This is a genomic window from Aeromicrobium sp. P2_G6 (assembly GCF_056403535.1).
Genome location: NZ_JBFUFH010000008.1, coordinates 127,151 through 139,429, shown reverse-complemented (window position 1 = coordinate 139,429; position 12,279 = coordinate 127,151). Strand labels below are relative to the sequence as shown.

12 protein-coding genes are annotated in these 12,279 nt (G+C 68.7%); 1 reads left to right on the top strand and 11 read right to left on the bottom strand.

The features are described 5' to 3' along the window. Positions 1–15 precede the first annotated feature (15 nt). A complete protein-coding gene (locus AC1DVU_RS21205) occupies positions 16–2,352 on the bottom strand; it encodes a hypothetical protein (RefSeq protein WP_476924446.1) in 2,337 nt (778 codons plus the stop codon). A 72-nt stretch (positions 2,353–2,424) separates the two neighbouring features. Between AC1DVU_RS21205 and AC1DVU_RS21200 the strand changes: the two genes are divergently transcribed. Next, positions 2,425–4,077: a DUF885 domain-containing protein gene (locus AC1DVU_RS21200; RefSeq protein WP_476924445.1), complete on the top strand. Its 1,653-nt coding sequence runs from the start codon at positions 2,425–2,427 to the stop codon at positions 4,075–4,077. A gap of 147 nt (positions 4,078–4,224) precedes the next feature. On the opposite strand, the gene AC1DVU_RS21195 is transcribed toward AC1DVU_RS21200, so the two are convergent. The 10 genes from AC1DVU_RS21195 to AC1DVU_RS21150 form a co-directional block, all read right to left on the bottom strand. Further along, positions 4,225–4,728: a DUF3180 domain-containing protein gene (locus tag AC1DVU_RS21195; protein ID WP_476924444.1), complete on the bottom strand. Its 504-nt coding sequence runs from the start codon at positions 4,726–4,728 to the stop codon at positions 4,225–4,227. Positions 4,729–4,741: 13 nt separating this feature from the next. Continuing rightward, the gene (gene folK / locus AC1DVU_RS21190) at positions 4,742–5,305 is read right to left on the bottom strand and encodes a 2-amino-4-hydroxy-6-hydroxymethyldihydropteridine diphosphokinase (protein WP_476924443.1); all 564 of its coding nucleotides are present in this window, start codon (positions 5,303–5,305) and stop codon (positions 4,742–4,744) included. Beyond that, complete coding sequence (folB, locus tag AC1DVU_RS21185) at positions 5,302–5,676, bottom strand: dihydroneopterin aldolase (RefSeq protein WP_476924442.1); 375 nt, start codon at positions 5,674–5,676, stop codon at positions 5,302–5,304. The genes folK and folB overlap by 4 nt, the downstream gene beginning before the upstream one ends. After that, on the bottom strand, positions 5,673–6,104 hold the full coding sequence (locus AC1DVU_RS21180; protein WP_476924441.1) for a nuclear transport factor 2 family protein: 432 nt from the start codon (positions 6,102–6,104) through the stop codon (positions 5,673–5,675). The genes folB and AC1DVU_RS21180 overlap by 4 nt, the downstream gene beginning before the upstream one ends. Next, entirely contained in the window at positions 6,101–6,916 is an 816-nt protein-coding gene (gene folP, locus AC1DVU_RS21175) for a dihydropteroate synthase (protein ID WP_476924541.1), read from the bottom strand. The genes AC1DVU_RS21180 and folP overlap by 4 nt, the downstream gene beginning before the upstream one ends. Before the next feature lie 51 nt (positions 6,917–6,967). Then, complete coding sequence (folE, locus tag AC1DVU_RS21170) at positions 6,968–7,534, bottom strand: GTP cyclohydrolase I FolE (RefSeq protein WP_476924440.1); 567 nt, start codon at positions 7,532–7,534, stop codon at positions 6,968–6,970. Beyond that, the gene (ftsH, locus tag AC1DVU_RS21165; RefSeq protein ID WP_476924439.1) at positions 7,531–9,540 is read right to left on the bottom strand and encodes an ATP-dependent zinc metalloprotease FtsH; all 2,010 of its coding nucleotides are present in this window, start codon (positions 9,538–9,540) and stop codon (positions 7,531–7,533) included. Before ftsH ends, folE begins: the two co-directional genes overlap by 4 nt. A gap of 146 nt (positions 9,541–9,686) precedes the next feature. Further along, positions 9,687–10,244 (bottom strand): hypoxanthine phosphoribosyltransferase, encoded by a 558-nt coding sequence (gene hpt / locus AC1DVU_RS21160; protein ID WP_476924438.1) that lies wholly within the window; start codon positions 10,242–10,244, stop codon positions 9,687–9,689. A gap of 4 nt (positions 10,245–10,248) precedes the next feature. After that, positions 10,249–11,202 (bottom strand): tRNA lysidine(34) synthetase TilS, encoded by a 954-nt coding sequence (gene tilS, locus AC1DVU_RS21155; protein WP_476924437.1) that lies wholly within the window; start codon positions 11,200–11,202, stop codon positions 10,249–10,251. Positions 11,203–11,212: 10 nt separating this feature from the next. After that, a complete protein-coding gene (locus AC1DVU_RS21150; RefSeq protein ID WP_476924436.1) occupies positions 11,213–12,259 on the bottom strand; it encodes a zinc-dependent metalloprotease in 1,047 nt (348 codons plus the stop codon). Positions 12,260–12,279: the final 20 nt, after the last annotated feature.

Below are 12,279 nucleotides of genomic sequence, written 5' to 3'. Positions count from 1 at the left end.
GGTCGGCACCGGCGGTCAGGGCAACTCGAAAATCATGACCTCCCGGTTGCTGTAGCGCAGGGTCGCCAGGTCCTTGAGCGCCGGCGACACTGCGGTGGCGCGGGAATCGGCGAAGATCCACCGCACCCCACGTCGCTCGAGCGCCGTGATGGTCGCCCGGCTCGGAGCTCGCACCGCATCCAGCGAGAGTGCGACCCGGTCGGGCCACGGCGACCGGCGCCGCTGGTACTGCACCTCGTCGTCTGCCTTGCCGTACGCAGCCAGGTTCGCCTCCGTGTAGGCCCAACTGCCGATGAAGAGCTGCCTTCCGGAGAGACCGGACAGCCAGAACGACGCGTGCCGGCAGTGGGGCCGATAGCGCGCCGGAACGCACAGCACGTTGGTCGCGACGACGTCATCCGGATCTGAGTTCGCGTTGAGCCAGAGGGCGGCCCGCTGCTCGGCGCTGCTGACGTAGCGCGAGCTCGACCGGTCCACGACGGGAAGATCCGCCCGGGAGTAACGCACGGCGGCGCGCAGGTCGATGGCCGCCGAACCGACGCCCACGGCACACACGAAGACCGCCAGCAGGGCGATTGCTGGCACCTGCGCCCGCTTCAGCCGCCACGAGAACACCTTGACCACGACGATCACGACGATCGCGACGACGCCCGCGATGACATACGGCTGAAGCCTGTCCGGCATGGGAGGCGGTGGTTCGACTGGTTCCACGACCTGCACGACGAGGTCGAATACCGGGTCGGGATCTGCGTAGATCGCGGCCATCGCCAGCCCGGTGAGGCCCACCACGGCGATCGCGAGGAACGATCGGCGCGGAGGTTCTGGCAGGAGCCGGACGATCATCGTGACGGTCAGCACCATGCCCAGGGGGATCACGATGCGCCAGAAGTAGTGCTGGCTGTTGCCGGGATGGGCCAGGACCCACAGCCCGCACCAGCCAGAGCCCACGACTCCTGCGCACCACCAGGCGCCTGGATCGTGGCGCATCCTGCCGGTCAGCGGACCGAGGAGACCCAGGAGGCGTGGGAGCTCGGTCAGGACGAACAACGCGAACAGCCCCAGTGCGAGGCTGACCATGCCGTCTGGCCCGTTCTCCAGGCCTGGCTGGATCCAGCCACCCCGCGCCGGCAGGCTCACGTCGATACCGGCAGCCAGGGTGAACGCCGGGTCGAGCGCGAGCGTCTGGAACAGCTGCAACCGGCTGCCGTCAGCGCTCCCGATCAGCGCGATCGCCGCGATCCCGGTCAGGGCGATCGGTATCACGGTGAGCAGGATCGGCACGGTCGGCCGCTGCCGGGTCTGCAGCCACTGCACCACGGTGAGCAGGAGGCCACCGCAGGCGAACACGGGCAGCAGGCTCGGTTTGGTTCCCGCGCTCAGGACGAACAGCGTCAGCAACAAGAGCCAGCTGCCGCGTCGGCCGTGGCCGCTGATGACGTCGAGAACCGGCCCCACGACAGCGAGGACCACGACCATGGCCAGGATCCCCGAAGGACTTGAGTGGACGAAACCGTTGTTGATCGCGGGCAGGCGCGGCTCGCCCAGGAAGATCGCCGCCGGGAGCGCGACCACCATCAGCGCCGCCAGAGGGCCGGCCCACCAGGCGACCGATCGGCGAGGCTCTCCACCCGCCCCCTCGAGGATGCGCTCCGCCGCCGCCGCCACCACCAGCGCCAGGGTGATCACCATGCCGACGAGCCAGAGGTGAAGGCTCACCTCCGCGGCGGGAAGCCCGCTCATCGACCGGGTTGCCGACACGTGGGCGTTGGCGAACCAGTGATAGTGCAACGTGACGCCGGCCGCGGCGGGGTCGTCGATCACCACATTGTGTGAGAGCGCCTGGCTCAGCCCCATCCCGTACCAAGCGTCCTGGAAGATCACCGAGGATGCCTTGGGGGGAAGCGGCCACAGATCGAGGGCGATCGAGTACAGACGAAGGAACCCGACAGCTGTCACCACGATCATCGCGGCGTGCCATCTCCCAGGCGTCCGCAGGCCCGGGTCACGTACCGGGAGCCAATGACGTCGAAGGGATGGCGTGGCGACGAACGCGGCAATCAACCCCGCTGGCCAGAGCCACATCAGCGTGGGTGTGCCGAGGAGCGTGGCCGGCAGCCACGCCAGGAGCAGCAACGCGATGCCGAGCACCGACCCGAAGCCGAGCTCCTGGACCAGGCTGGTGGGCCGGCCCACGGCCCTCCACATCAGGACACCCGGAAGAGTCGTCGACAGGATCCAGGTCGCGAAGTAGGTGAGTGAGGAGGTGACGGGGTCACCGATGGGCTGCAACATCGATGTCACCAGGACCAGCAGCAGGAGCCACCCCAGCCCGGTGGCGACACGGAAGGCCACCCGACCATCGTGTCAGGCCTCACCAGAACCGGCACGGCGGAGAGAGCGCCCGGGCTCGCATAGGGTCGGATCATGGCCGACACCACGCCCCGCACCCCCACGCCGATCGACACCCTCGCCGAGGAGTGGCTCGACACGATGCTCGAGCTCGAACCCGAGCTCCACATCCACCTCGGCCGGCCTGGCCGCGAGTCCGACTACGCCGACCGGTCGCCCGACGGGGCGGCGGCAGCGGTCGAGGCGGCGAAGGCCATGCTGGCGCGCGTACGGACAGCGACGCCGCTTGACGAGGTCGACACCGTCACGCAGGCCGAGCTGATCCGCACGCTGAGCCTCGGCGTGGAGAAGCACGAGGCGGGCTTCTGGCAGCGCGACCTCAATGTGATCGCCTCGCCCGGCCAGGACCTGCGCGACATCTTCGACCTCATGAGCACCGAGACCGAGGACGACTGGGCGCACATCGCCCGCCGGATGCACAACATCCCGGGCGCGATGTCGGGCTACCTCGAATCACTGCGCGCCGGCATAGCGGCGGGCAACGTGCCGGCCATCCGTCAGGTTCACGAGGTCGGCGACCAAGCCCGTAAGCAGGCTCGCGCCGACAGCTTCTTCCTCACGCTCGCCGCCCGTGCCGACGTCCTGGCCTCGCTCAAGGCTGAGCTCCAAGAGGGCGCGCAGGCAGCCACCGAGGCGTACGCCGCGATGGCGGACTTCCTCGACCGCGAGCTCGCACCCCACGCCCCCGAGGCGGACGGAGTGGGCCGCGAGCACTACGCCCTCGCGTCGCGCTACTTCGTCGGCGCCGAGATCGACCTCGACGAGACCTATGAGTGGGGACTCGAGGAGCTGGCCCGCATGGTCGAGGAGCAGGAGAAGATCGCCGACCAGATCCTGCCTGGCGCCACGGTCGCCGAGGCGATCAAGCACCTCGACGGCCATCCGGCGTACAAGCTGCACAGCACGGAAGCTCTCCAGGCGTGGATGCAAGAGACCAGCGATCGGGCCGTCGCCGACCTCGGGCGTACGCACTTCGACATCCCCGAGCGGATGCGCCGCCTCGAGTGCATGATCGCGCCGACGCAGGAGGGCGGCATCTACTACACGCCGCCGAGCGAGGACTTCGAGCGCGCCGGCCGTATGTGGTGGAGCGTGCCCGAGGGCATCACGGAGTTCGACACGTGGCGCGAGCTGACCACGGTCTATCACGAGGGCGTGCCCGGCCATCACCTCCAGTGCGGCCTCGCGGTCCACAACAGCGCCGAGCTCAACGGCTGGCGTCGCATCAACTGGAACTCCGGTCACGGCGAAGGCTGGGCCCTCTACGCCGAGCGGCTCATGTCGGACCTCGGCTACCTCGACGACCCGGCGAACCGCCTCGGGATGCTCGACGGTCAGCGCATGCGCGCCGCACGGGTCGTGATCGACCTCGGCGTGCACCTCGGCAAGCCCAAGCCCGATGGCAGCGGCACGTGGACCGGCGACGATGCGTTCCCGTTCCTGTCGCAACACGTCAACATGAACGAGCCGTTCATCCGCTTCGAGGCCAACCGCTATCTCGGCTGGCCGGGTCAGGCGCCGTCCTACAAGGTCGGCCAGCGGATGTGGGAGCAGCTGCGTGATGAGTGGGTGGCCGCCAACGGCACCGACCTCAAGGAGTTCCACCGTCAGGCTCTTGCGGTGGGCAGCGTCGGCCTCGGCACCCTCCGCAAGACCCTTCTGACCTGACCCCGCTGACGAGTCACTCCGCACGGACCGACGAGTCACTCGCGCAGGTCGGCCCCATGGTCAGTGACTCCTCGTCACGTCGTAGGTGACTCGTCATCCGACGTGGAGTGACTCCTCAGCGCTTGGTGAGTGACTCGTCAGCGTGGGTTAGGCGGGGGTGGGGTCGGGGCGGCCGTTCTTGGTCTTGCCGTTCTTGCCGTCGTCGTCGTCACCGGGCAGTCGGCAGGCCCGCTCCAGCAACAGCGCCGCCGTCAGCAGCAGGAGGCTGGCGATCGCCGCGGCACCACCGCGTACGACTCGCTCCTTGCCGAGTGGCGCGTCCAGCGCGCCGATGTAGGCCAGCGCGAAACCGCCGTAGACACCCGCGACCAGCGATCCCACGACGACGCAGGACTTGGCGATCGCGAGCATCCTGATGCCGTGGTCGGCGGTCATCCGCTCGTGCTTCTTGTGCAGGGTCTGCCAGGTGTTCCAGGCGAGAGTGCCGACGAGGATGGCGGCGAGCAACAGCGTGAGCGGGGCAGCCCAGCCGAGGCGAGGCACACTGCCGTCGAAGCGGACGATCACCGGCGGGATGAGCCGGCCGACGACCAGCCCCGTACCGATCAGCGCGACGACCAGAAGCGCTGATGTGGGGCGAACCCGGTTCATCCGCGAGACGAGATCACAGGATGATCTCGAGGTCCTCGCGCTTGTGGACGCCCTTGGTGTCGATGCCCTCGAGGAGGTCTGCGACGAAACCGCGACCGGGGATCTCGCCCTCCGGGTCGATCTCGAGCCACGGCACCAGGACGAAGCCGCGCTCGTGGGCGCGGGGGTGCGGAAGCTTGAGCGACTCGTCGTCGGCGACGCGGGGCCCCACGACGATCAGGTCGACGTCGAGCGTGCGCGGGGCACCGGGCTCGGAGCGCTCGCGGCCGAACGCGTCCTCGATCGCCAGGGCCCGGTCGAGCAGGGTGTGCACCGTGAGCGTCGTGTCGATCAGCACCACGGCGTTGAGGAACTTGCCGGAGCCCTCGACCGCGTCGACCGGATCCGTCTCGTAGACCGAGGAGATCGCGACGACCGTGACCTCCGGGGTGTCCTCGAGCGCGGAGACCGCGCCCTGGAGCTTGGCGTGCCGCTCGCCCAGGTTGGAGCCGAGGGACAGGACGGCCTGGCGGATGGGACGCATCCCGCCAGTCATCGTGTCGGCGTCCAGGACATACGGTGTGGGCGCTTCGGTCACAGTTTGCTCCGCTCTATCGTGACGGCGACATCTTCGAACGTCACCTCGATGGGCGCCTCCGGCTTGTGCACCGTCACGCTAACCCATTGGACCGACTCTTCGGCCAAGCACAAGTCCACCATACGGAGCGCGAGCGACTCAATGAGGTCGACCGGGTCCCCGACGATGGCATCGTGTATCTGCTGGGCGAGTACGCCGTAGTGGACCGTCTTGGTCAGGTCGTGCTCGCGGGCCGCCGGGCCGAGGTCGAGGCCCAGGCTCACGTCGGCGATGAAGGTCTGGCCGTTCTGCCGCTCCTCGGCGAAGACGCCGTGAAAACCACGTGCCGAGATGCCGCGCAGATCGATGCGGTCAAGACCGTTCGGGATCATGCAGAGTCCTCGTCCTCGATGTGCAGCTCGGCGATCGGGGAGGCATGGCGCGACCAGAACTTCCAGCCCCCGGGTTCCTTGACCAAGATACTGGTGCACACCAGCTTGCCCCCCGAGAAGGCCTCCACGGAGAGGGCTTCGCCCGACAGGATGTTCTCGGTGCAGGTCACGACGGCAGTCGTGGGCTCGGCGTCGCCGCGCGGGAAGGTCGTGACCTCGACGTCAGTGAGGAAGAACTGGATGTAGCCGACATTGGCCATCAACACAGTCCACGACCGCAGCACCTGCGCCGTGCCCCGCAACGGAACCGCGCCGGGGTGTACGCACGACGTGTCGGCGTCGTCGACCCACAGCGAGGCCATCAGGTCGACATCACCGGTCTCGACGGCGTCGTAGAACAGCCGGTGCGACGTGAGGTAGTCGCTCACTCAGCCTCCTGCGCCAGACGAGCCACGACGCGTACGGCATCGGCCGACGCCGCCGGCTCGTGGACGCGGACGCACCACGCCCCCGCGAGGGCGGCCAGCGTCGTGATCGCCGCCGTCGCGTCGTCGCGACCGTCCGTCGGCCGAAGCCGCGCTTGTCCTGAGCCTGTCGAAGGGTCCGCCAACAGCTCGCCGAGGAAGCGCTTGCGCGACGCGGCAACGAGGACCGGGTGGCGCAGCTCCATGAACGCGTCGAGGTGCGCCAGGACGGTCCAGTTCTGCTCCCCCGTCTTGGAGAACCCCAGGCCCGGGTCGAGGATGATGCGTTCCGGGTCGACGCCGGCGTGCACCGCGGCGTTGAGCTGGCCCATCAGCTCGCGGATGATGTCGTCGACCAGGTCGTCGTAGTGCGTGTGGTTCTGCATCACCGCGGAGTGCTCGCGCCAGTGCATCAGGACGATCGACGCATGGGCCTGGGCCGCGAGGCGCATCATCTCCGGGTCCGCACGCCCGCCGGACACGTCGTTGATGAGCACCGCTCCGGCGTCGAGTGCCTGCTGCGCGGTCGAGGCGCGCATCGTGTCGACCGACACCGTGATGCCCTCCGCGACGAGACCCTCGATGACGGGAACGACGCGGCGCAGCTCCTCGGCGCCGTCGATGCGGGTGGCGCCCGGCCGGGTCGACTCGCCGCCGACGTCCACCAGGTCGGCGCCAGCGCTGACGAGGTCGATGCCGTGCTGGATCGCGGCCGGAGCGTCGAGCCACTTGCCACCATCGGAGAACGAGTCAGGCGTGACGTTGACGACGCCCATCACGAGGCAGCGGTCCTCGGGCAGCCCGGGCAGGACAGGCAGCACAGCGAGCTATCGGGCCGTGATGAGGCCCATGGCCTCGGCTCGGGTCGCCGGGTCGCGCAGCTGCCCGCGTACGGCGCTCGTGATGGTCTTGGCCCCACCCTTGCGGACACCGCGCATCGTCATGCACAGGTGCTCGGCCTCGATCACGACGATGACGCCGCGTGGGTCGAGGTGCTCGATGAGCGCGTCGGCGATGTCCGTCGTGAGGCGCTCCTGCACCTGTGGGCGGCGGGCGAAGACGTCGACGACACGGGCGAGCTTTGAGAGCCCCGTGACCCGACCGCCGTCGGTCGGGATGTAGCCGACGTGGGCGACGCCGAAGAACGGCACCAGGTGGTGCTCGCACATCGACCACATCTCGATGTCCTTGACCAGGACGAGCTCGTCGTGACCGACCTCGAACACCGCGGTGAGGACCTCTGCCGGGTTCTGGTCGAGGCCGGCGACCAGCTCCTCGTACGACTTGGCCACCCGCGCCGGGGTGTCCCGCAGACCTTCGCGATCCGGGTCCTCCCCGATGGCGATCAGCAGCTCGCGGACTGCCGCCTCCGCGCGCGGACGGTCAACCGTCATGGCAGCTCGGGGTTGCCGTGGACGTCGCCGGCGGCAGGCGACGGGGCGTCCACGCCGCTGTCGGGACCGACCACGATCGGTGTGCCGTTGTTGCCGCTGTAGGACTGGCCGGGGATCGTCGCGACCGGCGGCCGGGTCGACGGGACGCGGGTCTCGGACCCGGTCCATGCCGGACGGATCTCGCGCCGGCGCAACGGAGCGAAGATCTCGGCAACCTGCTTCTTGTCGAGCGTCTCCTTCTCGAGCAGCTCGGTGACCAGCGCGTCGAGGACGTCGCGGTTCTCGTTGAGGATGTCGAACGCCTCCTGGTGGGCGTAGGAGATCAGCTTGTTGATCTCCTCGTCCACGACGGCCGCGACCGCCTCGGAGTAGTTGCGGGCGTGACCGATGTCGCGGCCCAGGAAGGGCTGCGACTCGTTCTCGCCGAGGCGTACGGCGCCGAGCCGTTCGGTCATGCCGTACTGCGTGACCATGGCGCGGGCCAGACCAGTGGCCTTCTCGATGTCGTTGCCGGCGCCCGTCGTCGGGTTGTGGAACACCAGCTCCTCGGCCGCCCGGCCGCCCATCATGTAGGCCAGCTTGTCGAGCAGCTCGGCACGCGTCTGGGAGTACTTGTCCTCGTCGGGCAGCACCATCGTGTAGCCCAGGGCACGGCCGCGCGGCAGGATCGTGATCTTGTGCACGGGGTCGCTCTGCGGCAGGGCAGCGGCGACGAGCGCGTGTCCGCCCTCGTGATAGGCGGTGATGCGGCGCTCGTCCTCGTTCATCAGGCGGCTGCGCTTCTGCGGGCCGGAGATGACCCGGTCGATCGCCTCGTCGAGCGCGAGGTTGTCGATCGTCTTGGCGTTGTTGCGGGCGGTCAGCAGTGCGGCCTCGTTGAGCACGTTGGCCAGGTCGGCACCGCTGAAGCCGGGCGTACGTCGGCCGATCGCCTCGAGGTCGACACCCGGCGCGATGGGCTTGCCGCGCGAGTGCACCTTGAGGATCTGCGTACGGCCCGCGAGATCGGGCGCCTCGACGCCGATCTGCCGGTCGAAACGGCCCGGGCGCAGCAGCGCTGGATCGAGCACGTCGGGGCGGTTGGTCGCCGCGATCAGGATGACCCCGCCGCGTACGTCGAAGCCGTCCATCTCGACCAGGAGCTGGTTGAGGGTCTGCTCGCGCTCGTCGTGGCCGCCACCCATGCCGGTGCCGCGGTGGCGTCCGACGGCGTCGATCTCGTCGATGAAGACGATCGCCGGAGCGTTCTCCTTGGCCTGCTCGAACAGGTCGCGGACGCGGCTGGCGCCGACACCCACGAACATCTCGACGAAGTCGGAGCCGGAGATCGAGTAGAACGGGACGCCCGCCTCACCCGCGACGGCGCGCGCCAGCAGCGTCTTGCCGGTGCCCGGAGGGCCGTAGAGCAGGACGCCCTTGGGGATCTTGGCGCCGACGGCCTGGAACTTGGCCGGCTCCTGGAGGAACTCCTTGATCTCGCCGAGCTCCTCGATCGCCTCGTTGACGCCCGCGACGTCGGCGAACGTCGTCTTGGGGGTGTCCTTGGTCATCAGCTTGGCCTTGGACTTGGCGAACTGCATGACGCGTCCGCCTCCGCCGGCGGCGTTGTTCATCATGTAGATGATCAGCAGGAAGATCAGGATGATCGGCAGCAGCGTGAACAGCAGCGACAGCAGCGGGTTGGTCTTGGGGACCTTGACGTCGAACGTCTTGAGCTGCTTGTCGGCGTGGGCCTTCTCGGCCTGCTCCACGAGGCGTACGCCCTGGTCGCCGAGGTACTTGGCCTTGACCTTCTTGCCGTCGTCGAGGGTCGCCTGGATCTCCTGGTCACCGTCGACGAACGTGACGTCCTTGACCTTGCCGTCGTCGAGGTAGCTCACCATCGTGGCGGTCTTGACGGACTTGTAGCCGTCGGCGTTCGAGGACACGCTGATGATCGAGATGACGATGATCGTGATCAGGATGATCCAGAGCCAAGGGCCCTTGAAGAGGCGTTTGAAGTTCATGTACGGCGTGGAGCGGGTCCACTCCTCCTGGTGTTCTGGTCGGTAATGAGACGGTACACGGAGCGCCGTCCACCAGTTGAACGAGTATCCGGCCGCTCAACGTTCCCCGCAAGCGTTCGCCCGCAGCGAACCATCCCCTGCGGTTGCTACGAATAGACGTGCGGGGAGAGCGTGCCGATGCATCGCAGGTTGCGGTACTTCTCGTTGTAGTCGAGGCCGTAGCCGACCACGAACGCGTTGGGGATGTCGAAGCCGACGTACTTGACCTCGACGTCCATCTGCTGGGCCTCGGGCTTGCGCAGCAGTGTCGCGATCTCGACCGACGCCGGACCGCGCGAGCGCAGGTTGGTGATGAGCCACGACAACGTCAGGCCGGTGTCGATGATGTCCTCGACGATCAGGACGTGCCGGCCCTGCAGGTCGGTGTCGAGGTCCTTGAGGATGCGGACCACGCCGGACGACTTGGTGCCGGACCCGTAGGACGACACCGCCATCCAGTCCATCTCGACGTGACGGTCGAGGCTGCGGGCCAGATCGGCCATCACCATGACCGCGCCCTTGAGCACGCCGACGAGCAGGATGTCCTTGCCCTCGTAGTCACGCTCGATGTCCGCAGCCATCTCCTTCAACCGGGAGACGATCTGCTCCTCGGTGAACAGGGTTTGATCGAGCTCGAGGTCGCCTTCGACATGAGTCAGGTCCACGGGATCAGCCTCCCACAGGGGTCCGCATGTACGACAGGGAATCCCCCTCCCGTACGCACGCGATGCCGCCAGGCAGCTCGATCCGCCGCTGGCCGTGCCAGTCCGTCACCAGACGGTCGAGCTCGGCAAGGTGCGCGGCGGTCAGTGCGGAGCCTTCGGCGCCGGCCTCGAGGGCCCCTCGCCGCAGGACCCGGGATCGCAGGGCGACAGGCAGCGCCAGCAGTGCCGGCACGTCGAGCGGGGACTCGACGGCGTCGGCGAGATCGTCGAGGCAGTCGTTGTCGGCGCGCACCTGGTCGGCCGTGCGCGCGAGCGCCTCGGCGACGCCGCCACCCAGCACGTCCTCCAGCAGCGGCATGACCTCGCCGCGCAGCCGTGACCGCCGGTAGGCCGGGTCCGTGTTGTGCGGGTCGGTCCACCACTCGAGCTCGTACGTCCGGCAGATGTGCTCGGTCTCGGCCCGTCGCAGCCTCAGGAACGGCCGGCGCAGGACCCCGTCGACGGGAGACATGCCCGCGATCGAGCGCGGCCCCGAGCCGCGACCCAGTCCCAGCAGGACCGTCTCGGCCTGGTCGTCGAGCGTGTGCGCCAGCAGGATCGCCTCGGCGCCGGTGCGCTCGAGCGCTTCGTAGCGTGCCCGCCGGGCCGACGCCTCCGGTCCGCCCGCGGTGCCGACGTCAACCCGCACGACCTCGGTCGCGACACCGAGCCCCGCGAGCTGCTCGGCCGCCCGGTCGGCGACTCCGTCCGAGCCCTCCTGCAGCTGGTGGTCGACGATCACGGCAGTCAGCTCGTACGCCTCACGGTCGGCGATGAACGCCGCGACTGCCGCCAGCGCCAGGGAGTCCGCACCGCCGGAGACACCGACGACGATCCGGGTGCCGGGGCCGAGGTCCGACAGCGCGCTGCGCACGAGGTTGCGAGCGGTTGCGACCGTCGGGTCGAGTGCGCCGCCCATGTCGCCGAGCTCAGCCGTGCACGCGGGCGACCCACGAGGACGGGTCGAGGATCTCGGACTTGGTGGGCAGGTTGGCCGGCTCGGCCCACACCGCGTTGAATCCCGAGAGGCCGACCTTGTCATTGACCTCACGGACGAACTCGGCACCGTCGCGGTACTGACGCATCTTGGCGTCGAGGCCCAGCAACCGGCGCAGCAGACGGTCGAACGTACCGGTGCCCTTGCGCCGCTCGGTGAACTTCCGGCGGATCTCCGCGACGCTCGGGATGACCTCAGGTCCGACGCCGTCCATCACGACGTCGGCGTGGCCCTCGAGCAGCGACATGATGCCGGTCAGGCGATCGACGATCGCGCGCTGGCGGTCGTTCTGGAACAGATCGGCGAGCGATGCGTCGGAGTCTCCGCGGGCGATGCGGATCGCCTCGCCCAGGCCCTCGGTCACGAGCGACGAGAGCGCGGACGCGTCGAGGTCGGTCGCGTCGATGAACTCGTCGAGCAGCGAGCGCATGTGGTCGCGCATCCAGGGGACCGCGGTGAACTGCACGCGGTGGGTCTCCTCGTGCAGGCACACCCAGAGGCGGAAGTCGTGAGGGTCGACGTCGAGCTGCCGCTCGGCCTGGACGATGTTGGGCGCCACGAGCAGGAGCCGCCCGCCCTCGCCGTTGGGGCCATTCCAGAACGGGTCGAACTGGCCCAGGACCTTGCTCGACATGAATGACATCAGCGCACCGAGCTCGGCTCCGCTGATCTTCTCTCCGACGACGCGGCCCATGCCTGACGGCGCCTTGTTGGACGCCGCGAGCTTGGCCATGACGGGGTCCATCATGATCTTGAACGTGTCGAGGTTGGCCTCGATCCAGCGCGGGCGATCCACCACCAGGACCGGTGCCGTTGCGGAGGTTGCGTGCAGGTCGCTGAACTCGCGGACCGGCCCCTCGGACCTGGCGGCACCCTCGCGCAGCTCGGCCACCGCCTCGGCCACCTCGGCGGCCGAGAGGTCCGGACCGGGTTTCGACAGCTTCGTCGCCGTCGAGAGCGCGAGCTTCCAATCGATCATGTGGCTAACTTACGTGGTTG